The sequence below is a fragment of the Nonomuraea jiangxiensis genome (assembly GCF_900099965.1).
In the GTDB taxonomy this organism is placed as follows: Bacteria; Actinomycetota; Actinomycetes; order Streptosporangiales; family Streptosporangiaceae; genus Nonomuraea; species Nonomuraea jiangxiensis.
Genome location: NZ_FNDJ01000015.1, coordinates 179,130 through 201,835 on the forward strand (window position 1 = coordinate 179,130; position 22,706 = coordinate 201,835).

Below are 22,706 nucleotides of genomic sequence, written 5' to 3' on the forward strand. Positions count from 1 at the left end.
GGACAGGTCGCCAGACTGCCCGGGTGACCGAGAACTCGCATGCCGACGGGCGTGCCGGCATCGACGCCGGGCTGGTGAAGCGGCTGGTCGCGGCCCAGTTTCCGCAGTGGAGCGCCCTTCCCGTGACGCCGGTCGAGGTCGACGGGTGGGACAACCGTACATACCGGCTCGGCGCCGAGCTGACGGTACGCCTGCCCACCGCCGCCGGCTACGCCCCGGCGATCGACAAGGAGCACCGCTGGCTGCCGTTCCTCGCGCCGTCGTTGCCGGTCACCATTCCAGCGTCGCTGGCCAAGGGTGAGCCGGGCGAGGGTTACCCGTTCAACTGGTCGATCCGCGGCTGGCTCGACGGGGACACGGCGAGCGCCGCCCGCATCGACGACCTGTCAGCGTTCGCGACCGCGGTGGCGGACTTCGTGCTCGCCCTGCAGCGCGTCGAGGCGACCGGCGGGCCGGCGGCGGGCGCGCACAGCTTCTACCGGGGGGCGTCGCCGGCGCACTACGACGAGGAGACGCGCCGCACCCTTGCCACGCTGGACGGCCGGGTCGATGTCACGCGGGCGGCGGCGGTGTGGGACGCCGCCCTCGACGCGGCCTGGTCCGGGCCGCCGGTGTGGTTCCACGGCGACCTCGCGAGCGGCAACCTGCTGGTCAGGGACGGGAAGCTGGCCGCCGTCATCGACTTCGGGACCTCAGGCGTCGGGGATCCGGCCTGTGATCTGGTGATCGCCTGGACGATGTTCTCCGGCGACAGCAGGGAGGCCTTCCGCGGGGCCGTCGGCCAGTCGCCGGCCACGTGGGCGCGGGCCCGCGGCTGGGCGCTGTGGAAGGCCCTGATCGTGCTGGCCCAGCACATCGACCGGGACGAGCGGCAGGCCGCCGAGCAACGCCGTGTCATCGACGAGGTGCTGACAGACCATGATCGCGCCCGGTGACGTGCCGCCCTTCAGACGACGACCGAGTCGTGGGCCGCTTCGAGGATCTTCGCGGCCAGGAGCCCCGGATTGGTGAAGATCACCTCGTGGCTGCCGGGCATCTCGACGAGGCGGTAGATGCCCAGCCGGTTCGACATGCGCGGGTGCCAGGCCCACTCGCCCCGCAGCACGAGGTCCTCGGTCGCGTTGAGATAGCTCTTCGGGATCGTCAGCCCGTAGAAGCGGCGCAGGTCGAACCGGTCGATGAGCGGCTGGAAGGGCTCCGGGGAGAGCGACGCGTACGCGGAGGCCGCCAGGTCGTGGTCGGCGTCCTGGATGAACGACTCCCACCAGAGCCCGAACGGCATGGTGATGGAGTTGTCCGGCGATGCCGCCGCCAGCTCCCGGAACACCGCCCGGAGGTCCGGGGGCACCTCGTCCAGCAGGCAGTTCCCGCGCTCGGGGACGAACGCGTTCCAGAAGATCAGCCGTTCGAGGCGGCCGGGCACCTCCTCGGCGACGCGGGCGATCACGCTCCCGCCGAAGCTGTGCCCGAGCAGCACGACCTCGTCGAGGTCGTGCGCGGTGAGATGGTCGACGACGGACCGTACACAGGCGTCGTGGTCGACCGCCTTGTCGGCTCCCTTGCCGTGGCCGGCAAGGGTCGGCGTGTGGACGGTGTGGCCCGCCTTGACCAGCTCGCCGGCGACCGCCCCCCACGCCGCCCCGTCATGCCAGGAGCCGTGTACGAGCACGAAGGTCGTCACGCTCCACCCCCTTAGCGAAAAGCGATGAAACACTCAGAAGGGCGATAACGTAACAATTCTTGACATTTCGTACTAGCCGTAAAGCGTATGCCGCGTGCCATGGGGACGAAGACTTTTCCGTGGCTTCTGCGTCGGGGGGGCGGCGGAGCGGATCAGATCCCGGCGGCGACCCGGAGGAGGACGACCCCGCCGATGATCGCGCCGAAGGAGATCAGCTTGGCGGGCGTGATCTTCTCCTTGTAGATGAGGGCGCCGAGGACGACCGTGCCGATGGAGCCGACGCCGGTCCAGATGGTGTAGCCCACGCCGACGTCCAGGGTCCTCAGCGCGAGGCTGAGGGTGAAGATGCCGCCGGCGGCGCAGGCCAGCGTGAAGACCGACGGCCAGAGCCGGGTGAAGCCCTTGGTGGCGTTGGTGCCGAGCGCGAAGCCGATCTCGAAGACGACGGCGATGGTGAGATAGAGCCATTCCATGGTGACACTCCTGAGGTGGCGGGCGGGGAGGCCGATCAGCGGGTGGAGGCGGGGGAGGAGTCGCCGGCGGAGAGGCGGTCGGCGAGCTTGAGTCCCAGCACCCCGCCGATGATCAGGACGAAGGCCAGCACCTTCCACGGGGTGAGCTGCTCACCGAAGATCACGGTGCCGAAGACGACCGTGCCGACCGAGCCGATGCCGGTCCAGATGGTGTAGCCGACGCCGACGTCCAGGGTCTTCAGTGCCAGGCTCAGGAAGAAGATGCCGCCGGCCGCCGCCACCGCGGTGATCAGCGAGGGCCACAGCTGCGTGAAGCCTTCCGTGGCATTGGTGGCCAGGGCGAACACGACCTCGAAGACGGCCGCGACGAGCAGGTAGATCCAAGCCATGAGGGGCTCTCCCGAAAATACTTGTATGTATGAGCAAGTTTCTGCGAGATGAAAGCTTGCATGTACATGTATCCTCTTGTCAACCGGGTGCACGACAGTCACCGGCGAGCCACCGACCAGGAGGTCTCCATGGCAGCCTCTGCCCCCAGCACGGCACTCCCCGCGGACGCCGTCGCGATGTGGAACCGCGTCATGCTCCTGCACGCCCGCGTGGAGAGCCGGCTCGCCACCGCGCTGCAGCGGCGGCACGGCATCGGCCTGTCGGAATACCGCGCGCTCGGGCATCTGGCCGCCTCCCGCGACGGCGAACTACGCATGCAGGAACTGGCCGACCTGATCGGGCTCAACCAGAGCTCGGTGACCCGGCTGGTGGCACGTCTCAACGCGGCCGACTTCGCCTATCGGGACCTGTGTCCCGACGACAAGCGAGGGGTCTACGGCGTCATCACGGAGGCGGGCCGGGCGAAGCACGGGGAGGCGAGCCGCACGTACGAGGAGACGCTGGAGGCCGCGCTGAGGGAGGCCGGGCAGGCCGACCCGCGGCTCGCCGTGGCGGTGGCGATGCTGGGCGGCGCCATCGCCTAACCGCCCAGGGTTTGCGCGGCCCGTGCCCTCGCCGAGCTGTAACGGCTCCGGGGCCTCGGGGATCAGCGGTCTGCGGTTAGAATCCGGCAGGTGAGCCAGCAAACCGGCACCGGCGCGTCCGCCGAGCCGCAGGCCCTCGACATCGGGCCGGCGGTCGAGGGGGATCTCGCCGAGATCGTCAGAATCCTCAACCACACGATCGTGCACTCGGTGGCCTCGTTCGCCACCCGGCCGACCAGCGTGGCCGAGCAGCGCGGCTGGTTCGAGCGGTTCTCCTCGACCGGACCCCACCGGCTGCTGGTCGCCCGGCGCGGCGAGGCGGTCCTGGGCTACGCCTGCAGCGGGCCCTATCGTGACCACGAAGCCTTCCGGGAGACGGTCGAGGTGAGCGTCGCGCTGGATGCGGGTTGCCGGGGCCAGGGCGTGGGGAGCGCGCTCTATCGGGAGTTGTTCGAGTGCCTGGCCGGCGAGCCGGTGCACGTCGTCGTCGCCGGCATAGCCGTGCCCAACGACGCGTCGGTGGCCCTGCACCGGAAGTTCGGCTTCACGGAGGTCGGCACGTTCCGCGAATACGCGGTCAAGAACGGTCAGTACATCAGCTCCCTGTGGATGCAGCGCGTCCTGCCGGGCCGCTGACCGCCTGAAGATCAGCGGTGCACGGTCAGCATGCGGTCGGCGCCGCGCTGGAACTCGTAGGGGACCCTGCGCACCGCGCACACCAGCCCGTCGCTCCGCAGCTCCGCCTGAAGCTCGTCGAGGAAGTCGACCGGCTCGCCGTCGCCCATGCGGACCAGGGGGAAGATCCTCACCTCGGCCCGGCTGACCCGGCTCATCTCGGTGATCGCCGCCCGGTGCCACTCCCGGTCCAGGCGCCCGGCCCAGGTGAACAGCAGGTGCGAACAGAGCACCAGGTCGACGCTGTCGTCGGCCAGCGGGAGCCGCGGCAGCCCGGCGGCCAGGTAGGAGCCCGGATGCCGGCGGAGGTCGCTCATGAACGCGCTCCTGGCATTGAGGCGCATCTCCCGGCGCCGTTCCGCCGAGCCGTACCACTTCCACACGAACCGGTCCGCGTTCGCGTCGATCATCGCGTTGCCCTGGCTCAGGTCGGCCGCCAGCCGGTCGGCGATCGCGCCGACGCCGTGTGAGTAGAGCGGGTCCGCCGCCAGGGCCCGGACCCCCGCCGCCCTGGCCTCCGCGACGAAGCTGGACGCCCCGCCGGCGCAGTCGAGGACGACGCCGTCCAGGTCGCGGTCGTCGATCGCGAACATAGCCCGGTACTCGGCGAAGGAACGGGACGACATGATCATTTCCGCCTGGCTCACTGCCCACTCCCGTCCCCCGGCCACCCCGCGCCGCCCGGCGGTATCGGGCGTCGGGCACCCGATCATGCGGGCGCGTTCTCATAGTGACAAACACCGCGCCCACCCCTACCACGGGCCGGCCTTCACAGAGCCGGCGGAGGTCAGCGCGGTCACGATCCCGGCGACCGCCTCGTCGGCGCTGAGGGCCGGGCAGCGCGTCGCGGAAGCCTCCGTGCACTGTACGGAAAACCGTACGGCTAGCTTGGCCATCCCGCGTCGAAGGAGGATCGATGACCGAGTGGCCACGCGACTACGCGATGCTGGCGTTACGGATCAACCGGCTGATCGGCGGCGCCGCGCTGAGCGGCGGCGTGCTCATCTACCGAGGCCCCGAGGAGTGGGGCGCGCGGGCGGGCAGTGAACCGCCGGCCGCGCCGGGGAAGCTGGCCGACGACGCCGAGCGGCTGCTGGAGAGCGCCCCGACGCCCTACCTGGCCGCTCACGTCCGCGCGATGCGCGCCGTCGCCCGGTACCTGGACGGCGAGCGGCCGCCGCTGGCCGCGTACGCCCGCGAGTGCCTGGGCCTGGAGCCGCGGCGGCTGCCGGAGGAGGTGTTCGAGGAGGCGCACGCGGAGCTGGACGCCGCCCTGCCCAAGGGCCCCGGCCCGCTGGCGGACCGGCTCCGGGCCTGGCAGGCGGCGCACACGCTGGAGCCGATCGAGCGGCTGCCCGCGCTGGTGGCCAAGGCGGTGACCGAGACCCGGGCGCGGACGAACGCCATCGTGCCGTTGCCGGAGGGCGAGGTCGTCGGCTGCCGGCTCGTCGAAGGCGTGTCGTTCCACGGGGCCGGCGCGTACGAGGGCGAGCTGAGATCCACGATCCACATCAACAAGGCGATCCCCTACAACCTGGCCGACCTGCTGTATCTGGTTGCTCATGAGGGCCATCCGGGGCACATCGCCGAGTCGATGCTCAAGGAGCTCCACCTGGCGGACCGGCGGGACCAGGAGGTGCGGTTCATGGTGTCGCCGTCGTTCGTGCTCAGCGAGGGGCTCGGGCTGCTGGCCGAGGAGATCCTGTTCCCCGGCGACGAGGCACAGGTATGGCTGAACCGGCACATCTTCCCCGACCTGGGCATCCGATCCGACGGGAGCGACTTCGCGGCGATCCACCACGCCAAGAACGTACTGTGGGGCGTGTGGGGGAACGTGGCGTTCCTGGCGGACGAGGGGCGGCCGGACGCCGACCTGGTCGCGTACCTGACCCGGTGGGCGCTCTACAGCGACGAGGAAGCGGGGCGCGCCACGGGACTGCTCAAGCCGTCACCGACGAGTCCGTACATATTCGGCTATTTTCACGGGTGGGAGCTGCTGCGGCCCTGGGCGGCGCGGCGCGCCGAACGGGTCCGGCGCCTGCTCACCGAGCAACTCCTCCCAGCCGACGTGACCTCCGGGGCCGAGTCAGACCCCGGAGCCGATCCGAGAGGAACCTGACCGATCCATGGGAACTGTGCGGGCCCTGCACCGGTATCCGGTGAAGTCGATGCTGGGGGAGAGGCTGACCAGCGCGGCGATCACCGAGCGCGGGCTGGGCGGCGACCGGGTGGCCGCCGTGCTGGACGAGACGGGCGCGGTCGGCAGCGCCAAGCACCCGCGCAAGTGGGGCCGGTTGCTCGCCTGCCGGGGCAGCCTGACGGGCGGCGGCACGGTCGAGGTCGAGCTGCCCGACGGGACCGTCCAGCGTGCCGGAGACCCCGACCTGGACAAGCGGCTGACCGAGCTGCTGGGCCGGCGGGTCTTCCTGTCGGACACCCCGCCCGGGGAGGGCGGCACGCTGGAGCGGGCCGTGCCGGAATACCCGGGCGGGGTCGCCGACAGCGTGCGCGAGACGGCCTCGGCCGACGCCACCGGCGCGCTCATCACCTCCGGCCAGGTCGCGCCCGGGACGTTCTTCGACTTCGGAGCGCTCCACCTCGTCACCACCTCGACCCTGGACCGGCTGCGCGCCGCCCACCCCGCCGGTGACTTCGACCCGCGCCGCTTCCGCCCGAACCTCGTCATCGACACACCCGGCGAACCCGGCTTCGTCGAGGACACCTGGATCGGCTCGGACCTGCGCGTCGGCGAGGCCGTCCTGCGGCCCGTGCTGCCCACCCCGCGCTGCGTGGTCCCCACCTTCGCCCACGACGACCTGCCGCCAGACCCCGGCATCATGCGTACGGTCGCCCGCGAGCACCGCGTACCGGTCCTCGACCTCGGCCGGCTGTCGTGCGTCGGCGTCTACCTGGAGGTCGTGACACCCGGCACGGTACGCGCCGGCGACCCGGTCACCCGAGTGCCCCGCCCGTGAGAGACCGGCGTCCAGGCGACCACGGGCTTGGCGCACCCGTCGCGGTTGCCTAAATGCATTAGGCAACCACATAATGTCTTTCGCTCGATGGGAGGACGACGATGGTTCGCGCGGGGCTGACCGTGGAACGCCTGACGAGGGCGGGGGCGGAGCTGGCCGACGAGGTCGGCTTCGACCAGGTGACCGTCTCGGCGCTGGCCCGGCGGTTCGACGTCAAGGTCGCGAGCCTCTACTCCCACCTCAAGAGCTCCCAGGACCTCAAGACCAGGATCGCCCTGTTCTCCCTGGCGGAGCTCGCCGACCGGGTCGCCGCCGCCCTCGCCGGGCGGGCCGGCAGGGACGCCCTGGCCGCCTTCGCGGACGCCTACCGCGACTACGCCAAAGAGCATCCCGGCCGATACGCCGCCACCCGGCTCAGGCTCGACCCCGAGACCGCGGCCGCCAGCGCCGGTGTCCGGCACGCGCAGATGACGCGGGCGATCCTGCGCGGCTACGACCTGACGGAGCCGGACCAGACACACGCGGTGCGGATGCTGGGCAGCGTCTTCCACGGCTACGTCAGCCTGGAGACGAGCGGGAGCTTCAGCCACACCGCCGTCGACCTCGAAGAATCCTGGTCCTGGATCGTGGACTCCCTCGACACCCTGCTGCGCACCTGGACGCCCGGAAGAACCCCGAGCTGAGTCCCCGCGGTCCACGGCTTCCTCGACACCATCCGGTAAGGGCATCGGGACACGCCCACCGAACCGGCTGACCGGCATCGCCGGGTTCTCAGCGGTCGGGGGCGGACGCGTTCAGGTCGGACATGATCGAGGTGACCGCCTCCATCGCGCCCACCCGTACCACGAAGCGGGTGATGCCCCAGCGGCGCTCGTGCTCCGCGATCGCCGAGACGATCTCCGCCCTGGTGCCGACGAGGACGAACGGGGAGGCGAGCAGCTCGGCCTCGGTGAGACCGAGGCGCTCGGCGCGGTCGGCGACCCGCGCGCCGGCGTCGTCGGTCACCTCGACGATCTGCACGAGCGCTTCGAGGGCCGGGGGCCGCTCGCGTCCGGCGGCGCCGGCGGCGACGTGCTCCAGCTGCGCCTCGATCTCGGCGGGACGCCAGCGCACCTCGTGGCTGTGCCCATCGGACAGCGTGCGCCCGAAGCCGGTCAGGCCGACCACGTCGGCGTGCGCGCCCGCCCAGCGCAGCAGCCGCGAGTTGGCGGTGCCCAGGGTGAGCGGGATCCGGTCCTGGACGGGCCGCGGCCCGGCGAGCCGCGCGCCCCTGGCCACCAGCTCCGGCGTGTCGACGTCGATCTCCTTGCCGTCGAGCAGGCCGCGTACGGCCTCCGCCACGGCGACGCACCGCCGCACCCGGCCGGCGACGTCGGGGTAGGGCCGGCCGACCGCGTCCCACTCGCCGGGCGTGTGACCGGCCCCGATCCCGAGCCGGGCACGGCCGCCGGACAGCGCGTCCAGCGTGGCCACGTCGCCGGCCAGCAGGATCGGCTCCCTGATCCCCGCGTTGGAGACGTAGGAGCCGAGGCCGATGGTGGAGGTGACGGCCGCGGCCGCCGCCAGCTCGACGAACGGCGAGGCCGCGGTCCCCGGGTGGTCGGCCGTCAGCAGGGCGTCGAAGCCCGCCGCCTCGCACCGCCGCGCGAGGTCCAGCCAGGAGTCGACGTCGGCCGCGTTGGCTTGGAGGGAGAAGTGCGTCATACGACGAGCCTCTCGTATCGCTCCCGGGACCGGTCCCGGTTCCGCTCGAAGCGCATCACCCGGGGCCGAGCAGGGCCGTGGCCATCCGCTGTACGGAACGGGTGAAACACCGCGGGTCGCCCGGCGGTGTCAGATGGCGGATCAGGTCGCCGTCGAAGACGGACAGCAGGGCGTGGGCCAGGAAATCGGCGTCGAGATCGGGACGGCCGGCGGCGAGCAGGGCGCTGAGGTGGCCGTGCCAGAACCGGTAGCTGGGATCACCGTACTTGTCCTCGGCGCAGGCCTGCTCGTGCGCGGACAGCAGGACGGCGTTGCCTTCCGCGATCGCGCCGAGGCCGTCGAGGAAGGCGAGCAGCCGCTCCCTGGCGGGCGCTCCGGGGCCCAGGGGCGGGGGGCCGTCCGTGACCGCTTCGCGCAGCTCGCGGGATCTCTCCTCCAGCAGCGCCTGCAGCAGCCCGGCGCGGTTGCCGAAGCGGCGGAACACCGTGCCCTTCCCGACCCCGGCGAGGGTGGCGACCCGGTCGAGCGACACGTGGTCCCCGCCGCCTTCGGCCAGGAGTTGTTCGGTCGCGCGCAGCACGGCACGGCGGTTGCGGGCCGCGTCGGCGCGTTCGGTGCGCTGCTCTGCCATCGGACCGTTCCTCGTTAGACGGACTGTCGGTCCGCATATGCTATCGTCCCGCTATCCGGACTGTCGGTCCGGATGCCCCTCACCCATGGAGGAATGGACATGCGTGCACTCGTCGTCGCCCCCGACGCCCCCGGATCCCTGCGCCTCGGCACGGCTCCCGAACCCCGGCCCGCCCCCCACCAGCTCGTGCTCGGCGTCCGGCACATCTCGCTCAACCGCGGCGAGGTGGCGTTCGCCGGCCGCCGCCCGGCCGGAACCGTTCACGGGTACGACGCCGCCGGGATCGTCGAACATGCCGCGGCGGACGGCACCGGACCGGCCGCGGGCACCCGGGTCGCGGCGTTCGGCGTCGGGGCGTGGGCCGAGCGGATGGCCGTGGACACCACCGCCGTGGCCGTCGTCCCTGACAGGGTCGACCTCGCCGACGCCGCCGCGCTGCCGATGGCCGGCGTCACGGCGCTGCGCACGTTGCGCTCCCGTTCCGTGCTGGGCCGCCGGGTGCTGATCACCGGAGCGGCCGGCGGCGTCGGGCGGTACGCGGTCCAGCTGGCGGCCCTCGGCGGCGCCCACGTCATCGCCTCGGTGGGGTCGGCCGCGCGCGCCGACGGGCTGGCCGAGCTGGGCGCCCACGAGGTGGTGGTCGGCCTGGCGGGCATCGACCAGCCCGTCGACCTCATCCTCGACAACGTGGGCGGGCCGCAGCTGGCCGCCGCCTGGGAGCTGCTCGCGCCGGGCGGCGGCGTGCAGAACATCGGCTGGGCGTCGGACGAGCCGGCGGTGTTCGCGCCGTACTCGATGTTCCACGTCGGCCCGGCCAAGACGATGAGCACGTTCGGCGACGTCCATGAGGTGGGACCGGACCTGTCCACCCTGCTGGGGTTCGTGGCGGCGGGGCGGCTTTCGCCCGAGGTCGGCTGGCGCGGCTCCTGGGAGCGCGTCACCGAGGCCGCTCGCGAGCTGCTGGACCGGCGCGTCGCCGGGAAGGCGGTGCTGGACGTGGAGCCGGCCACCGCCTGACCGGCCACCCATCAGGACGCCTCCCTCGACAGCCGCTCCGACCGCGACGGGCCGCGTGTGCTACAACCCGAAGGCGCCGCCCTCGACGAGGATGAGCACGCCGATGCCGATCAGCACGACCGGCAGCAGCACGTGGCCCCAGCGGCTGAGCGCCCTGGCGACGAGCGGGCGGGTGGCGAAGAGGCGTCCTGCGGCACACCACACCGCGACCAGTACGAGGAAGACGATGACGTAGACGGTCATCGAGCCGGCCCCGGCGGTGGCGAACACCGGGACGTACACCCCGAGGTTGTCGCCCCCGTTGGCGAACGTGACCGCGGCCACCTCCAGCGCCCTCGGGCCACCGGCGGGTGCGGCCTCCCCGGTTTCCTCCGCATCGCCGTCGCGGCGGTGGTCCCGCCACGCCTGCCAGGCCGCCTTGAGCCCCAGGGCGAGGGGGAGCAGGCCCAGATAGGGCAGCACCGGCTCGGGCAGGAAGGTGGCGCCTAAGGCGGTGGCCGCGGCCACGGCGAGAATGCCCAGGAACCCGAGGTACTGCCCGGCCACGACCCGCGCCGCCGCGCCCTTGCGCCCGGCGCCCTGGGCGAAGAACAGCGCCAGGATCAGGAGGTCGTCGACGTTGGTGACGGCGAACAACCCCGCGGCCTGCCCGACGACGCCCACGCCGGGTGCGAACGCCTGCCCCGCGACACCCACATCCACGCCAGGTGCTTCCTTTTCGTCGCGTTGTGCCCCGGGAAGACCCTACCGGGTGCCGGCGAGCCGGATGATCGTGGTCATCGGGGCCTTTCAGGCCGTGCCGTGGATCACCGCGCGGGGCGCGGGACGAACCGGCAGTGGCCGGCCCGGCACTCCTCCAGGCTCTCCAGGGCGGCACGCCGGACTCTGCCCAGCTCGGCCATCCTGGCGTCGATCCGCTCCACCACCGCCTCCAGCCGCCACCGTTCGCTGTCGCACGTCGCATCGCCGGCGTCGTGCGCTGCCAGCGCGTCGACCACCTCGTCCAGGGTGAAGCCCAGCTCCTGCAGACCCTTGGCGAGGCGGATGCGCTCCACCGCCGCGGCGTCGAAATCCCGGTATCCCGACGGCCTGCGCTCGGCGGCGGGCAGCACGCCGCGCCGCTCGTAGAAGCGCACCGTGTCCACGCTGACCCCGGCCTCGCCGGCGACCTGACCGATCTTCACGTGTCTCATCCCTTGACTCTGGACCGTACTCCAGACTTTAGGGTCGAGGGCGGTGGCACTCAAGGCCATCGGAAATCCCGGTTCACCGAAGGAGCCCGCCATGGACGTCCCGCCCGCTTCCACCCCCGTCGTGTGCGACATGACCACCGCCGTGGACACGCTCCGGCAGCGCATGGACGACTACCGGCACCTGTTCGGCCGCCACCTGCTCGGCCGCGAGCGGACCGCCGAGGGCATCCGCTTCCGGCTGCGCGCCGAGCCGGGCGTCGAGGAGCGGGTACGGGATCTCGCCGCGCGGGAGAAGGCCTGCTGCGCGTTCTTCGCCTTCGACATCACGACCGACGGCGAGCAGGTGCTCTGGGACTGCGCGGTCAGCGACGACGACACCGCGCGCGCCCTGCTGGGGGAGTACTACCACCTGCCCGAGACCGCGGCACGGGGCCTCGACGACCTGGGCGACCACCTGGCCGCCAAGGGCCTGCGCTTCGCCGCCGCCCCGGGCACCACCGTTCGCCACGTGGCCCGCGACCCGGCCTGAGCGTTCCCCGCAGGGACCTGGAACGCAACAGTCGAGGCCCGGAACGCGAGCAGCCGGGGCGCCCTTGTGTCGGGCGCCCCGGCTGCTCGTCCGGGTGGGAAGGTCAGGCGATGGCCGGCTCGCCGGCGCGGCTCGGCGTGCTCGCCGGGGCCTCCTCGAGCGGCTGCGGGGGAGCGTTGAGCACCGTGTCGTCGATCCGGCCCTCACCGCGGGCGACCAGGAGCGGGACGACCATCTGGCCTGCGACGTTGGTGGCGGTCCTGATCATGTCGAGGATCGGGTCGATGGCCAGCAGCAGGCCGACACCCTCCAGCGGCAGGCCCAGCGTGCTCAGCGTCAGCGTGAGCATGACGGTCGCGCCGGTCAGACCGGCCGTGGCGGCCGAGCCGACCACGGAGACGAACGCGATGAGCACGTACTCGCCGATCCCCAGCGGGATGTTGAACACCTGTGCCACGAAGATCGCCGCCAGCGCCGGGTAGATCGAGGCGCAGCCGTCCATCTTGGTGGTCGCGCCGAACGGCACGGCGAAGGAGGCGTAGTCGCGGTCGACTCCGAGCCGCTCGATCGTGACCTTCTGCGTCACCGGCAGCGTGCCGACCGAGGAGCGGGAGACGAAGGCCAGCTCGATCGCGGGCCACGCGTTGCGGAAGAACGTGTTCGGCTTGACCTTGGCGACCACCGCGAGCAGCGTCGGGTAGACGGCCAGCAGGACGATGAAGCAGCCGATGTAGACGCCGAGACTGAACTTGGCCAGCGGCGCGAGCAGGTCCCATCCGTACGTGGCGACCGACTTGCCGATCAGGCCGGCGGTTCCGATGGGAGCCAGGCGGATGACCCACCACAGCGCCTTCTGGACCAGTTCGAGGACCGAGCGGCTGAAGTTGAGGAACGGCTCGGCCTTCTCGCCGATCGCCAGGGCCGCCGCGCCGAGGACGATCCCCAGAAAGACGATCTGGAGGACGTTGAGCTCGGTGAACGCCGTGACGATGTTCGTCGGGATGATGCCGGTGAGGAAGTCGACCCAGGAGCCGACGTGCTCGGGCGCCTTGGCACCCTCCGTGCTCAGGGTGACGCCCTGGCCGGGGTTGATGATCAGGCCGAGGACGATGCCGACGATGACGGCGATCAGCCCGGTGGCCAGGAACCAGAACAGCGTCTTGCCCGCCAGCCTGGCGGCGCCGTTGACGTTGCGGAGGTTGGCGACGCTGACCACGACGGCGGTGAAGACCAGCGGCGGGACCGCCAGCTTGAGCAGCTGGACGAAGATCGATCCGACTTCGGTGAGGGTACTGGCCAGCCAGGAGAGGTCCCAGACGCGGGCGGCGAAGCCGAGGGCGACACCGACGACCAGGCCCAGCAGCAACTGCAGGGAGAACGAGAATCTCTTCACGATGAGGTGGGCTCCGTAAACGGCATGCCGAAGCAGGGCACGCGAAAAGGGGTGGGTGAGGAAGGGGGGCAGGGATCGAGCGCTACGTCAGAGCGCGATCAGCGACAGCGGGAGCCGGTCAGACGACAGAGATCGATGTGCAGCCGCTCGACGAGCCACACAGACATCACGGTAAACCTCACACGGGTGATCAAGCCGCACCAAAGCGACATTATTCCGACCGTAAATGTGATCTACCTCACAGTCAAGATCTGCCTGGCCGGAAGTCCTCGGCAAGATCCGAAGAGCGGCTTGACCTCAAGCTTGGTTGAGGCTTCAGGGTGGGGTTCATGAGTACAGACGTTGACGTGCCGGGCCGTGAGGCCGACCTCGACGCGATCAGGCAAGTGATCGCCACGGTCGAGCACGCTCAGAACAACGAGCTGCCCGACGAGTTCCTCGGCCTGTTCCGGGCCGATGCGATCTGGACGACGGGCGGCGGCAAGCGCCTGTTCGGCCTTGAGGAGATCTCGGCGTTCACCCGGCAGGTGCTTCCCGGCGGGATGACGGGGATGACGGTCACGTTCGAGCTGGAGCACGTGCTGTTCATCCGTCCCGACGTCGCGGCCGTCAAGGTGCGGCAGGTGTACGTGACGCCCGACGGGAAGGACGTGGGCTCGCCGCTGTGGGTCATGGCCAAGGAGGACGGGCGGTGGCTCCTGACCGCGTGCCAGAACACCGGCGTGCTGGAGGATGACGAGGAGGGGGTGTCGCCGGACCGTCCCGTCTTCGGCGCCGCCGAGTGAGGCCCCGGCCGGTGCGCCGGCCGAGGCCAGATGCTGGGGGCGGTGCTCAATCCGCGCGGGGGTCGGGGTCCGAGGGGTCGGGCCAGTTCCAGATCGGCACCTCGCGCAGCGGATGTAGTTCGTCGTCGGTGCGGGCGTGGGAGTTCCGCATGGCCACCTGGGTGCCGAAGTCCACGTGCGAGTACAGGGCCTCCCGGAACGGCGCGTCGCCGGGGAGGCCGCTCGCGTCGGCGGCGGCCAGGTAGAGCTCGATGAACCGCTGCCGCTGCTCCTCGTCGATCCGCAGGCCGCGATGCGCGTCGATGAGCCGCTGGAAGCCCCCCATCTGCTGGGAGAAGTGGTCGGGCCCGCCGAAGGTCTCCGCCGTGAACGCGGTGAGATGGGCCACGTGGTCGGGCCTGCCCGCGCCGAACAGGGGTTGTAACAGCGGGTCGGCCAGCACACTCGAATAGAACGTGTCGACGAAGCGCCGGAGCCCGTCCTCGCCGCCCGCGTGATCATAGAGAGATTCCACGATTACACGATTACAGCGTGCCGGGAAGGCGTCAAGATCGACGATCCGGGACGGGCCCGCCCGCCCGGCGCGTGTGCGTGGGCATCCTCAGCGGGGCGCGGGCAGCACGGACAGCTCACAGGCGTAGGCGTCGGCCGGTGCGCTCAGGACCCAGACGATCATCGCGGCCAGCGTCTCCGGCTGGATGCAGGTCGCGGGATCGTACGGGCGCCCGAACGTGCGCCTGACCTCCCCCAGCAGGTCGGTCGCCGTCGCCGCCGGATAGACCGTGGTGACGCGGATCCCGTGGCCGGCCTCCTCCTCCCGCAGCGAATCGGCCAGCTCCCGCAGCGCCGCCTTGCTGCCCACGAACGCCGACCAGCGGGGCACCCCCGTCATCCCCGGCGAGGCGTTCACGAAGATCACGTGGCCCCTGGAGCGCCGTAACGCCGGCAGCGTCAGCCGTACCAGCTCGGCGGCGGAGGCCACGTTCACCGCCATCGTCCGCCGCCAGCTCTCGGGCCCGGCCTCGGCGACGGCTTCGATGGGGGAGATCCCCGCACAGTGCACCAGCGCCTGCACGTCCGCCAGCTCCCCGGTCTCCTCCAGCGCTCCCACGGCGGCGGCCAGCGTCTCAGGGTGGGCCAGATCCGCCTCAATTCCCCGTACGTCCAGCCGTCCGACGTCGCGCCCCACGGCGGTCACCCGATGCCCGGCTTGAACGAGCGCGCCGACCAGCGCCGTCCCGATCCCGCCGGTCGCCCCGGTCACCAGTACGTGCCCCATGACGTTCCCCTCCTCCACGTGTCTCCTGCCGAACCAGGGACCATTGTGGTGGAGAGCCGCCTTTCTACTGTTCCGCCATCCAGGGCCGGAGCTTGTCGGGGTTGCGTACGGCCCAGATGTGCCTGATCCGGTCGCCCGCGATGTCGAACGCCATCACCGTCACCGTGACGCCGTCCCGCTGGGCCACCAGACCGGGCTGGCCGTTGACCGTACGCTCCAGGATCGTCATGTCGGGCACCCTCGCGGTGATCTCCAGGGTGTGGTGGGCGATCAGCTCGCCGCCCACGATCGGGTGGAGCATGGCGTTGACCAGGCCGCCGCCGTCGCTGGTCGCCGTGGCGTGCGGGTCGAGCAGCGCGACGAGGGCGTCGATGTCCTTGGCCTCCCAGGCCCGCTTGAACTCCCGGACGATGGCGTGCCGGGTCGCCGGGGTCGCGGGAGGCTGAGCGTCGCGGATGCGGCGGCGGGCCGAGGAGGCGAGCTGGCGGCATGCCGCCGGGGTCCGGCCGACGATCTCGGCGACCTCGTTGAAGGGGTAGCGGAAGACGTCGTGCAGGATGAACGCGACGCGTTCCGCTGGGGTCATCGACTCGAGGACGACGAGGAAGGCCATGTTGACCGACTCGTCCAGGGTGACCCGGTCGGCGGGGTCGGGGGTGGGGCCGCCGGGCCGGGCGTTGATCCACTCGGTGCGGTCGGGGAGCGGTTCGGGGATCCATTCGCCGACGTAGGTCTCGCGACGGGCGCGGGCCGAGCCGAGCAGGTCGAGGCAGATGCGGCCGGCGACCCTCGTCAGCCAGCCGCCGGGCGACTCGATGGCCTGCTGCTGCCGCGGGGACATGGCGTACCAGCGGGCGTAGGTCTCCTGGACGACGTCCTCGGCGTCGGCCAGGGAGCCGAGCAGCCGGTAGGCGAGATTGATCAGCTGGCGCCGTTCGCTCGCGATGGCGCTCAGGCCCGGGTCGAACCGGTCGTCCGCCGGCTCGGATTGCGTGGTCATCGTGTCGTCGGCTCCCTCTGGCGCGGCTTCCTTCACCAGTCCGACGAGACAACGGCCCGGAATGTCAGGTCGGCACGCGCCTGACATTTCGCGGGGCTGTGCCGTCGGACTACTGACACACCCTCCAGCACGCGGGAAACCCCCGCTGACCCCCGCCCGGTATGCGGACCGTCGCCGGGAGCCCGCGTCGGAGCGCGTGATCGTCCCCGCGGCCGGCCACTCCGTGACGGAGGGGCGAGGGCCGCGGGCCTCACGAACACCACCGAAAGGAAGCTTTCACGATGTCCACACAGGATGACCTCCGGTCGCGTCTGCCCGACCCCATCCAGCTTTTCCCCGATTTCGCCACGGTGTCCGGGGGCATGAACAAGGCCGTCCACAACGGTCTGATCCCGCGGACCACGATTCACCTGGTGCAGCTCCGTGCCGGGCAGATCGTGGGCAGCACGTACCACACCGTCCGGCAGACCGACGAGCTGCGCAAGGCCGGGGAGACGGAGGAACGCATCACCGCCGTGGCGTCGTGGCGGGACGCCCCGTACTTCACCGGAGCCGAACGGGCCGCACTGGAGCTGGTGGAGGCCGTGCTCACGGCCAACCCGTCCGGCGAGCGCGTCCCCGACGAGCTGTTCGCCCGGGCATCCGCCCACTACGACGACCAGGCGCTCTGGACGCTCACCCTGGTGATCGGCCAGGTCTGCTTCTTCATCCCCGTCGCCCTCATCGCCAAGCCGATCCCCGGACTGGCACCAGGGAAGAACTACAGCAAGTGACCGCCCGGCCGGCGCAGGATGATGCCTCATCCTGCGCCGGCCGGATCGCGGCACAGGGTCGCCGTCATGCCGCGGCGGACACGCGCGTGCGCCGGTCGCTCCAGGCCCGGCCGAGCTGAAGGACACTCAGGCCGAACAGCAACGCGCCCAGGGGGACGTGCAGCGTCGTCATGTGCGCGATGCCCAGCGCTATCTGCGCCAGCACGGCCGCGAAGAAGCCCGCCGCGTACAGGATGGGCTTGGGCGAGCCGCCTCCCGGCCGCCATGCCAGGATCGCGGTGATCAGGTGCAGCAGCCCCACGGTGAAGACCGCGTACGCCGAGGCACTGTGCAGGACCCGTCCGCCGGGCGCGGACAGCAGCAGACCCGCGGTGATCGGGGCGGCGAAAAGCGTCAGGGTCTGCAGGGCGATCACGACACGCAGGAACACGGTGACTCCTCGATGACGGTTGCGAGACGGGTGAGTACGGCGACGGCCGGGGCGCTTTCCCGCGCGCTCCGGCCGGCTGTCCCAGTAATCCGACGACACAACCGCCGGGAATGTCAGGCCGGACCCCGGCTGGAAGCGGGATCGAGGTGCTCGTGTCCCTCTGCCGGTGACGCGGCCTCCGTACGGAAGAAGCGGGCGGTGTGCTCGTCGGCGGGGAAGTACGCCTCGACGGCGATCTCGTCGAGCGTCACGTCGAAGGCGGCGCCGAAGGTCGTGACGGTGTTGAAGAAGCACAGCTCCGCACCGCGATGGCCGATGCGGATGGGCATGGCGATGTCGGCCGGGTCGGGGGGTGGCGGCGGATCGCCGTCGGGGCCGTAGGACAGCAGCTCCTCGTACAGCGCGCTCAGCTTCGGATCGCCGGTGTGCGCCACCTGGCGGGCGAGCCGGGGCAGCAGGTACGCGCGGACCTGCCCGAGATTGCGCAGCCGCGGCGCGAACCCGTTCGGATGCAGCCCCAGCCGCATCATGTTGACCGGCGGCCGCAGCAACGACGGCGCCACGCCCTCCAGGAAGACGTCGATCGCGGCGTTGGCGAACAGCAGGTTCCAGCGCCGGTCCACGACGAGCGCCGGATACGGTTCGTGCCCGCGCAGGATCTGCTCCAGGACGTCGCGCGCCGAGGCCAGGTGCGGATCCTCCAGCGGCCGCTCGCGTACGACGGGCGCGTGCCCGGCCGCGATCAGCAGGCGGTTGCGCTCCCGCAGCGGGACGCCCAGTTGCTCGGCCAGGTGCAGCACCATCGCGCTGCTGGGGATGGTCCGTCCCGTCTCGACGAAGCTGACGTGCCGCGCGGACACGTCCGCCTGGATCGCCAGGTCGAGCTGGCTGAGCCCTCTGCGGCGCCGCCACTGGCGAAGCAGCTCACCGACCGGCCGGTCCTGCGTCATGCGGCGATTATCGTCCCGGCCCGTCGATCACCGCGATTACCTGCCATGTAGTGGTGAACGCCCACAGAAAGGGCCAGAACCTCGTGGCCGGCACGTTCGCCGGATCTCCGCTGAAATCGTGGGCCGCGGTCACGTTGTGAGGCCGAGAGAGGCGATGAGGTCGTGCATCTCGTCGCGGTAGACGTCGGCGGGGTCGTGAATGAGGGTGCGTAGGTGGCCGTAGATCTCCAGGGCCATGAGCCCGTGCATGCGGCCCCACACCCTCAGCGTCATCGCGATGCCCGCCGGTGGCAGGTCCGGAAAGTCCTCCCGGACATGGGCTACCAGGTCCGGGTCGAAGTCGGCCCAGTCGTAGGCACGGTCCCCGGATCGGCGCGCCTGAACTGCCGGCCAGGCCGCGGCGACGAGACCGACCAATCCGGCGCAGGCACGCGCCTCGGCCTGGCTGCCGGGGCCGCCGTCGGGAGGGCGGTAGCCGGGCACGGGGTCGCCGTAGATCAGCCGGAAGCCTTCGGGGTTGGCCAGCGCCCACTCGCGCATGGCCTGGGCCCAGGCCAGGATCCGGCCGCCTGGCTCGGTTTCCGGCACCGCGTCGCGGGCGGCCTCGGCGGCGTCGACCGCCGAGGTGTAGACGTCGCCGATGAGCGTCGTGATCAGGTCATCGCGGGTGGCGAAATAGCTGTAGATCGCGCCGGCCGTCATGCCCATCTCGCGGGCGATCGCGCGGAGCGAGATGGCGTCCGGGCCGCCGTCCGCCATGAGCTTCAGCGCGATCGCCTTGATCTCGGCACTGGTCTGGGCGCGCAGCCGGTCCCGGCGGCTCATCGTGTGGTCGATCACACTTGACAGTTTACAGGGTTGGCCTAATCTACGTTGTATTGTTCTCTGAACGCCGTGTAGAAAATGAACGCCATGAAAGGCGCCGTGTCGGAGAGCCACGGATTTCTCCGCGACCACGGCGAACGTCCCCTTGGAAGGAGTGAGCAAGTGAGCGCCACCGATGTGATCTTCGCCTACCTCGACGTTTGGAATGAGCCAGACGCCACCGCCCGGGTGACCCTGATGAAGTCCGTCCTCACCGAGGACGCGCTCTACGTCGACCCCGATAACGCGGGCCTGCGTGGGCACGCCGAGCTGTCCGAGGTGATCGGCCGCGTCCGGGAGCAGCTCGGCGACCTGAGGTTCACCATTGACGCCGTGGTCGGGGTCCACCACGACCGCGCGTTGTTCCGCTGGAGACTCGGCACGGTCGCCACCGGCTACGACGTCGTCGAGTTCGCCGGGGACCGCATCCGCAGCATCGTCGGGTTCTTCACCTGAGGCGCCCGCCGCGCGGCCGGACCGCCGCTCGGGCCACCCTGCCGCAACGGCCGAGGGCCCGCTTCGCGCGCTGGACTCGATGACCATCACGACATACCTGGCCGAGCCATCCGGACCGGCGGCCCACCACACCCATCGCGGCGGAAGCCGCATGAGCTATGCAGGAGCACATATGTCCACCCTTTCGCCATCGCCGGTCACCGTTGTCGGCCTGGGACTGATGGGCCATGCGCTGGCCGCGACCTTCCTGAGGAATGGCCACCCGACCACCGTCTGGAACCGCTCGGCGGCCAAGGCGACGATCTCGTCGCCGGCGGCGCCACCCTGGCCGACTCGATCGAGAGCGCGGTCGAGGCGAGCCCACTCGTCGTTGTCTGCGTCTCGGACTACGACGCCGTGCACGAGTTGCTGGACCCGGTCGGCTCCTCGCTGGCCGGCCGTACCCTCGTCAACCTGACCACGGCCGGCTCTACCCAGGCACGAGAAACCGCCGGATGGGCGGCCAAGATCGGCACTGTCTACCTCGACGGGGTGATCCTGGCCCTTCCCGAGGCCATCGGCACCGCCGATGCCATGCTGTTGTACTCGGGCCCGAAGCCCGCCTTCGACGAGCACCAGGCCACCCTGCGGGCACTCGGCGAGGCCGGAACCGTTTACCTCGATGAGGACCACGGCCTGTCTGCCCTGTACGACATGTCCGTTCTGAGCATCATGTGGGGTGTCCTGAACGGCTTCCTGCAGGGCGCCGCACTGCTGGGCACCGCGAACGTCAAGGCGACGACTTTCGCGCCCCTGGCCAGTACCGCGATCAACGTGGCGGCCGGCTACGTTTCCACGTACGCGCGGCAGATCGACGAGGGCAGGTATCCGGCCGCCGACGCCACCGTTGCCACCCACCTGGGCGGGATGGAGCACCTGCTTCAGGAGAGCCAGGCGCTGGGCGTCAACACCGAGTTGCCGAACGTCTTCCTGGAGCTGGCCAGACGTACGGCAGCCGACGGCCACGCCGACAACAGCTACGCGGCGATGATCGGACAGTTCCGCAAGCCCTCCGCCTGAGCCCCCGCCGTACGGTCCATCGCCGCCTTCAGCGCCCAGCCGTGCGACCTCAAGACGCCACACGCGAGGACGACCTCGTCCGTCCTCGCGAGCACGGTGAACATGCTGGACCGCCGCTTGGACGTGGGCCTCAGGGTCAACGGCGGCCCCTTGCTACCGTGCTGACCGACCGCCCTTCCCCCTGCGGGTGCCAGTTGCCCCCGCAGCCTTCCGCCGCCGCGCCGGCTCGGCGACGTCGTGGCGGCGTCAGGTGGAAGGGGCCTCGGCGTGCCCGGTGTCGGCGGTCGCGGGCGAGCCGAGGGGCGGCAGATGCCGGAGCGCGGTGACCACGAGGACCGCGGCCGCCAGGAGGATGACCACGCTCGCGACGGCGGCGACGGCCAGGCCATCGGTGAACGCTGCCCGGGCGTCGGCCAGCAGGACCGCGGCGACCTCGGCGGGCTGGTCGGCGGCGACCGCGAAGGCACCGCCGAAGGTGCCGCGGGCCGTTTCGGCGGCCGCGCCGTCGAGGTCGGCCGGCGCGGTGAAGCTCGTCCGGTAGACCACCGCCGACAAGCTACCGAGTACGGCGAGCCCGAGGGCCGCCGAGAACTCCTGCCCGGTCTCCGACAGCGCGGCGGCCGAGCCCGACCGCTCCGGCGGCGCCGCGCCCACCACCATGTCGATCCCCAGGACCACGAGCGGCGAACTCCCGGCGAAGAACAGCGACTGCCCCACCACCACGTACGCCAGCCCGCCGGTGCCCTCGACCTGGGCCAGCAGAACCATGCCCAGGACGGCCAGGGCGAGCCCGCCGACGATGACGTGAGCCGGACGGAACCGGCCGGCGAGCCTGGGGGTGATGACGAAGCCGACGATCACCGCCGCTGTCATCGGCACCATCCACATCCCGGCCGCCAGCGGGGACAGCCCCTCGGCGAGCTGAAGGTACTGACCGGTGAGCAGACTGAGCCCGGGACCCAGCAGGGTGACCAGCATCAGGGTCCCCAGGCAGGCACTGACCTGGCGATTGGCGAACAGGCCCAGGTCCAGCAACGGGTCGGCCAGGAGTCGCTGCCGCCGGATGAACACCGTGCCCAGGACCAGGCCCGCCACGACGGCGAGTACGGACGGCCAGGAGAGCCCGTTCGCCGCGAACTCCTTGACTCCATAGATCGTCGGCAGGACCGCTCCCAATGACAGCACCACGCTCACCAGATCGACCCGGCCCGCGCCCGGTGCGCGGTACTCGGGCAGCAGCAACGGCCCGGCCACCAGCAACACCACCATGACCGGCACGTTCAGCAGGAAGACCGCCCCCCACCAGAACCACTCCAGCAGCAGCCCGCCGACCAGCGGCCCGACGACCATGCCACCGGTGAACCCGGTCATCCACAGGCTGACCGCCTTGGTCCGCTGCCGCGGGTCCAGGAACATGTTGCTGATCAATGACAGCGTGGACGGCATCAGCGTGGCCCCGGCGACGCCAAGCAGCGCCCGGGCCAGAATCAGCAGCAGGGGCGTGGTGGCGTACGCCGCGAGCACCGAGGCCGCCGCGAACGCCACGCCACCTAACAGCAGCAGCCGTCTGCGACCGATGCGGTCGCCGAGCGTCCCCATCGTGATCAGGAAACCCGCTATGAGGAATCCGTAAATGTCAGAGATCCACAGCAACTGCGCACCGGTGGGCCTCAGATCCTCGGTCAGCGAGGGAACCGCCAGGTGCAACACGGACATGTCGATCGAGAGGAGCAGGGTGGGCAGGATGAGTACGGCCAGACCGGCCCACTCCCGCCGTCCGGCCTGCGGCCGCGAGAAATCGTTCACGCCAGCCCACCCTAGAAACTCAACTTGGATTGAGGTCAACCGGTAGTCGCGCACCGGTT

General features: G+C 71.0%; 29 protein-coding genes and 1 pseudogene. 13 read left to right on the forward strand and 17 right to left on the reverse strand.

Going from position 1 to position 22,706, the window contains the following annotated elements; genetic code table 11:
• The first annotated feature begins 23 nt into the window (after positions 1-23).
• A complete protein-coding gene (locus BLS95_RS31355; RefSeq protein ID WP_090939468.1) occupies positions 24-935 on the forward strand; it encodes an aminoglycoside phosphotransferase family protein in 912 nt (303 codons plus the stop codon).
• A gap of 11 nt (positions 936-946) precedes the next feature.
• Here BLS95_RS31355 and BLS95_RS31360 read toward each other — a convergent pair whose 3' ends face one another.
• The 3 genes from BLS95_RS31360 to BLS95_RS31370 form a co-directional block, all read right to left on the reverse strand.
• Entirely contained in the window at positions 947-1,681 is a 735-nt protein-coding gene (locus tag BLS95_RS31360; protein ID WP_090939471.1) for an alpha/beta fold hydrolase, read from the reverse strand.
• A gap of 152 nt (positions 1,682-1,833) precedes the next feature.
• Entirely contained in the window at positions 1,834-2,154 is a 321-nt protein-coding gene (locus tag BLS95_RS31365; RefSeq protein ID WP_090939474.1) for a DMT family transporter, read from the reverse strand.
• Positions 2,155-2,189: 35 nt separating this feature from the next.
• Positions 2,190-2,543: a DMT family transporter gene (locus BLS95_RS31370; protein WP_090939477.1), complete on the reverse strand. Its 354-nt coding sequence runs from the start codon at positions 2,541-2,543 to the stop codon at positions 2,190-2,192.
• A gap of 129 nt (positions 2,544-2,672) precedes the next feature.
• Between BLS95_RS31370 and BLS95_RS31375 the strand changes: the two genes are divergently transcribed.
• Positions 2,673-3,128, forward strand: a complete 456-nt coding sequence (locus BLS95_RS31375; RefSeq protein ID WP_090939787.1) for a MarR family winged helix-turn-helix transcriptional regulator — start codon at positions 2,673-2,675, stop codon at positions 3,126-3,128.
• Between the two features lie 90 nt (positions 3,129-3,218).
• Positions 3,219-3,764: a GNAT family N-acetyltransferase gene (locus tag BLS95_RS31380; RefSeq protein ID WP_176993467.1), complete on the forward strand. Its 546-nt coding sequence runs from the start codon at positions 3,219-3,221 to the stop codon at positions 3,762-3,764.
• Positions 3,765-3,775: 11 nt separating this feature from the next.
• Here BLS95_RS31380 and BLS95_RS31385 read toward each other — a convergent pair whose 3' ends face one another.
• Positions 3,776-4,450, reverse strand: a complete 675-nt coding sequence (locus BLS95_RS31385; RefSeq protein ID WP_218136071.1) for a class I SAM-dependent methyltransferase — start codon at positions 4,448-4,450, stop codon at positions 3,776-3,778.
• Positions 4,451-4,719: 269 nt separating this feature from the next.
• On the opposite strand from BLS95_RS31385, the gene BLS95_RS31390 reads away from it, so the two are divergent.
• The 3 genes from BLS95_RS31390 to BLS95_RS31400 all read left to right on the forward strand — a co-directional run bounded on the left by BLS95_RS31390 (position 4,720) and on the right by BLS95_RS31400 (position 7,461).
• Positions 4,720-5,922 (forward strand): hypothetical protein, encoded by a 1,203-nt coding sequence (locus BLS95_RS31390; RefSeq protein ID WP_090939486.1) that lies wholly within the window; start codon positions 4,720-4,722, stop codon positions 5,920-5,922.
• Positions 5,923-5,929: 7 nt separating this feature from the next.
• Positions 5,930-6,778, forward strand: coding sequence for an MOSC domain-containing protein (locus BLS95_RS31395; protein ID WP_090939489.1), 849 nt, complete (start codon positions 5,930-5,932; stop codon positions 6,776-6,778).
• Positions 6,779-6,879: 101 nt separating this feature from the next.
• Positions 6,880-7,461 carry a TetR/AcrR family transcriptional regulator gene (locus BLS95_RS31400; RefSeq protein WP_090939492.1) on the forward strand — a complete coding sequence of 194 codons (582 nt, stop codon included), beginning with the start codon at positions 6,880-6,882 and terminating at the stop codon, positions 7,459-7,461.
• A gap of 88 nt (positions 7,462-7,549) precedes the next feature.
• Here BLS95_RS31400 and BLS95_RS31405 read toward each other — a convergent pair whose 3' ends face one another.
• Both BLS95_RS31405 and BLS95_RS31410 read right to left on the reverse strand, forming a co-directional pair.
• Positions 7,550-8,482: an LLM class flavin-dependent oxidoreductase gene (locus BLS95_RS31405; RefSeq protein ID WP_090939494.1), complete on the reverse strand. Its 933-nt coding sequence runs from the start codon at positions 8,480-8,482 to the stop codon at positions 7,550-7,552.
• A 55-nt stretch (positions 8,483-8,537) separates the two neighbouring features.
• Entirely contained in the window at positions 8,538-9,113 is a 576-nt protein-coding gene (locus BLS95_RS31410) for a TetR/AcrR family transcriptional regulator (protein ID WP_090939497.1), read from the reverse strand.
• Positions 9,114-9,212: 99 nt separating this feature from the next.
• On the opposite strand from BLS95_RS31410, the gene BLS95_RS31415 reads away from it, so the two are divergent.
• Positions 9,213-10,130: a zinc-binding dehydrogenase gene (locus BLS95_RS31415; protein ID WP_176993468.1), complete on the forward strand. Its 918-nt coding sequence runs from the start codon at positions 9,213-9,215 to the stop codon at positions 10,128-10,130.
• Positions 10,131-10,190: 60 nt separating this feature from the next.
• Here BLS95_RS31415 and BLS95_RS31420 read toward each other — a convergent pair whose 3' ends face one another.
• Positions 10,191-10,832 (reverse strand): cadmium resistance transporter, encoded by a 642-nt coding sequence (locus BLS95_RS31420; protein ID WP_245765393.1) that lies wholly within the window; start codon positions 10,830-10,832, stop codon positions 10,191-10,193.
• 104 nt (positions 10,833-10,936) lie between these two features.
• Positions 10,937-11,323: a MerR family transcriptional regulator gene (locus BLS95_RS31425; RefSeq protein ID WP_176993469.1), complete on the reverse strand. Its 387-nt coding sequence runs from the start codon at positions 11,321-11,323 to the stop codon at positions 10,937-10,939.
• Between the two features lie 91 nt (positions 11,324-11,414).
• Between BLS95_RS31425 and BLS95_RS31430 the strand changes: the two genes are divergently transcribed.
• Positions 11,415-11,852 (forward strand): hypothetical protein, encoded by a 438-nt coding sequence (locus BLS95_RS31430; protein ID WP_176993470.1) that lies wholly within the window; start codon positions 11,415-11,417, stop codon positions 11,850-11,852.
• Between the two features lie 103 nt (positions 11,853-11,955).
• On the opposite strand, the gene BLS95_RS31435 is transcribed toward BLS95_RS31430, so the two are convergent.
• Together BLS95_RS31435 and BLS95_RS59910 are read right to left on the reverse strand one after the other, a co-directional pair.
• On the reverse strand, positions 11,956-13,245 hold the full coding sequence (locus BLS95_RS31435; RefSeq protein ID WP_090939506.1) for a dicarboxylate/amino acid:cation symporter: 1,290 nt from the start codon (positions 13,243-13,245) through the stop codon (positions 11,956-11,958).
• Between the two features lie 98 nt (positions 13,246-13,343).
• A complete protein-coding gene (locus tag BLS95_RS59910) occupies positions 13,344-13,457 on the reverse strand; it encodes a putative leader peptide (RefSeq protein ID WP_425434758.1) in 114 nt (37 codons plus the stop codon).
• A 117-nt stretch (positions 13,458-13,574) separates the two neighbouring features.
• Here BLS95_RS59910 and BLS95_RS31440 point away from each other — a divergent pair, with 117 nt between their 5' ends.
• Positions 13,575-14,030, forward strand: a complete 456-nt coding sequence (locus tag BLS95_RS31440; RefSeq protein ID WP_090939796.1) for an SgcJ/EcaC family oxidoreductase — start codon at positions 13,575-13,577, stop codon at positions 14,028-14,030.
• Positions 14,031-14,076: 46 nt separating this feature from the next.
• Here the strand turns inward: BLS95_RS31440 and BLS95_RS31445 are convergent, their stop codons facing one another.
• From BLS95_RS31445 to sigJ, 3 genes are all read right to left on the reverse strand, one after another.
• The gene (locus BLS95_RS31445) at positions 14,077-14,544 is read right to left on the reverse strand and encodes a group II truncated hemoglobin (RefSeq protein ID WP_090939509.1); all 468 of its coding nucleotides are present in this window, start codon (positions 14,542-14,544) and stop codon (positions 14,077-14,079) included.
• A gap of 87 nt (positions 14,545-14,631) precedes the next feature.
• The gene (locus BLS95_RS31450) at positions 14,632-15,327 is read right to left on the reverse strand and encodes an SDR family NAD(P)-dependent oxidoreductase (RefSeq protein WP_245765394.1); all 696 of its coding nucleotides are present in this window, start codon (positions 15,325-15,327) and stop codon (positions 14,632-14,634) included.
• A 46-nt stretch (positions 15,328-15,373) separates the two neighbouring features.
• Positions 15,374-16,309, reverse strand: coding sequence for an RNA polymerase sigma factor SigJ (gene sigJ, locus BLS95_RS31455; RefSeq protein ID WP_090939511.1), 936 nt, complete (start codon positions 16,307-16,309; stop codon positions 15,374-15,376).
• Positions 16,310-16,590: 281 nt separating this feature from the next.
• Between sigJ and BLS95_RS31460 the strand changes: the two genes are divergently transcribed.
• Complete coding sequence (locus tag BLS95_RS31460; protein ID WP_090939514.1) at positions 16,591-17,082, forward strand: carboxymuconolactone decarboxylase family protein; 492 nt, start codon at positions 16,591-16,593, stop codon at positions 17,080-17,082.
• A 64-nt stretch (positions 17,083-17,146) separates the two neighbouring features.
• Here the strand turns inward: BLS95_RS31460 and BLS95_RS31465 are convergent, their stop codons facing one another.
• The 3 genes from BLS95_RS31465 to BLS95_RS31475 form a co-directional block, all read right to left on the reverse strand.
• Entirely contained in the window at positions 17,147-17,512 is a 366-nt protein-coding gene (locus BLS95_RS31465) for a hypothetical protein (RefSeq protein WP_090939517.1), read from the reverse strand.
• Between the two features lie 113 nt (positions 17,513-17,625).
• A complete protein-coding gene (locus BLS95_RS31470; protein ID WP_090939520.1) occupies positions 17,626-18,462 on the reverse strand; it encodes a helix-turn-helix domain-containing protein in 837 nt (278 codons plus the stop codon).
• Positions 18,463-18,591: 129 nt separating this feature from the next.
• Positions 18,592-19,302 carry a TetR/AcrR family transcriptional regulator gene (locus BLS95_RS31475; protein WP_245765395.1) on the reverse strand — a complete coding sequence of 237 codons (711 nt, stop codon included), beginning with the start codon at positions 19,300-19,302 and terminating at the stop codon, positions 18,592-18,594.
• Positions 19,303-19,449: 147 nt separating this feature from the next.
• Between BLS95_RS31475 and BLS95_RS31480 the strand changes: the two genes are divergently transcribed.
• The 3 genes and pseudogenes from BLS95_RS31480 (at position 19,450) to BLS95_RS59595 (ending at position 20,841) form a co-directional block, all read left to right on the forward strand.
• Positions 19,450-19,782 carry a nuclear transport factor 2 family protein gene (locus BLS95_RS31480; protein ID WP_176993471.1) on the forward strand — a complete coding sequence of 111 codons (333 nt, stop codon included), beginning with the start codon at positions 19,450-19,452 and terminating at the stop codon, positions 19,780-19,782.
• A 220-nt stretch (positions 19,783-20,002) separates the two neighbouring features.
• Positions 20,003-20,370 (forward strand): annotated as a pseudogene (locus BLS95_RS59590) (NAD(P)-binding domain-containing protein); the annotation flags it as partial.
• A 123-nt stretch (positions 20,371-20,493) separates the two neighbouring features.
• Positions 20,494-20,841, forward strand: coding sequence for an imine reductase family protein (locus BLS95_RS59595; protein WP_342742789.1), 348 nt, complete (start codon positions 20,494-20,496; stop codon positions 20,839-20,841).
• Between the two features lie 246 nt (positions 20,842-21,087).
• Here the strand turns inward: BLS95_RS59595 and BLS95_RS31490 are convergent, their stop codons facing one another.
• A complete protein-coding gene (locus tag BLS95_RS31490; RefSeq protein ID WP_245765396.1) occupies positions 21,088-22,647 on the reverse strand; it encodes an MFS transporter in 1,560 nt (519 codons plus the stop codon).
• Between the last annotated feature and the right edge of the window lie 59 nt (positions 22,648-22,706).

What these genes read in the sequence shown, in the direction of transcription:
- BLS95_RS31470 (WP_090939520.1), bottom strand. Translation starts at nt 18,462, where the DNA reads ATGACGCAGGACCGGCCGGTCGGTGAGCTGCTTCGCCAGTGGCGGCGC.
- BLS95_RS31365 (WP_090939474.1), bottom strand. Translation starts at nt 2,154, where the DNA reads ATGGAATGGCTCTATCTCACCATCGCCGTCGTCTTCGAGATCGGCTTC.
- BLS95_RS59910 (WP_425434758.1), bottom strand. Translation starts at nt 13,457, where the DNA reads ATGTCGCTTTGGTGCGGCTTGATCACCCGTGTGAGGTTTACCGTGATG.
- BLS95_RS31425 (WP_176993469.1), bottom strand. Translation starts at nt 11,323, where the DNA reads ATGAGACACGTGAAGATCGGTCAGGTCGCCGGCGAGGCCGGGGTCAGC.
- sigJ (WP_090939511.1), bottom strand. Translation starts at nt 16,309, where the DNA reads ATGACCACGCAATCCGAGCCGGCGGACGACCGGTTCGACCCGGGCCTG.
- BLS95_RS31400 (WP_090939492.1), top strand. Translation starts at nt 6,880, where the DNA reads ATGGTTCGCGCGGGGCTGACCGTGGAACGCCTGACGAGGGCGGGGGCG.
- BLS95_RS31395 (WP_090939489.1), top strand. Translation starts at nt 5,930, where the DNA reads ATGGGAACTGTGCGGGCCCTGCACCGGTATCCGGTGAAGTCGATGCTG.
- BLS95_RS31415 (WP_176993468.1), top strand. Translation starts at nt 9,213, where the DNA reads ATGCGTGCACTCGTCGTCGCCCCCGACGCCCCCGGATCCCTGCGCCTC.
- BLS95_RS59595 (WP_342742789.1), top strand. Translation starts at nt 20,494, where the DNA reads ATGTGGGGTGTCCTGAACGGCTTCCTGCAGGGCGCCGCACTGCTGGGC.
- BLS95_RS31440 (WP_090939796.1), top strand. Translation starts at nt 13,575, where the DNA reads ATGAGTACAGACGTTGACGTGCCGGGCCGTGAGGCCGACCTCGACGCG.
- BLS95_RS31405 (WP_090939494.1), bottom strand. Translation starts at nt 8,482, where the DNA reads ATGACGCACTTCTCCCTCCAAGCCAACGCGGCCGACGTCGACTCCTGG.
- BLS95_RS31430 (WP_176993470.1), top strand. Translation starts at nt 11,415, where the DNA reads ATGGACGTCCCGCCCGCTTCCACCCCCGTCGTGTGCGACATGACCACC.
- BLS95_RS31460 (WP_090939514.1), top strand. Translation starts at nt 16,591, where the DNA reads ATGTCCACACAGGATGACCTCCGGTCGCGTCTGCCCGACCCCATCCAG.
- BLS95_RS31410 (WP_090939497.1), bottom strand. Translation starts at nt 9,113, where the DNA reads ATGGCAGAGCAGCGCACCGAACGCGCCGACGCGGCCCGCAACCGCCGT.
- BLS95_RS31375 (WP_090939787.1), top strand. Translation starts at nt 2,673, where the DNA reads ATGGCAGCCTCTGCCCCCAGCACGGCACTCCCCGCGGACGCCGTCGCG.
- BLS95_RS31390 (WP_090939486.1), top strand. Translation starts at nt 4,720, where the DNA reads ATGACCGAGTGGCCACGCGACTACGCGATGCTGGCGTTACGGATCAAC.
- BLS95_RS31370 (WP_090939477.1), bottom strand. Translation starts at nt 2,543, where the DNA reads ATGGCTTGGATCTACCTGCTCGTCGCGGCCGTCTTCGAGGTCGTGTTC.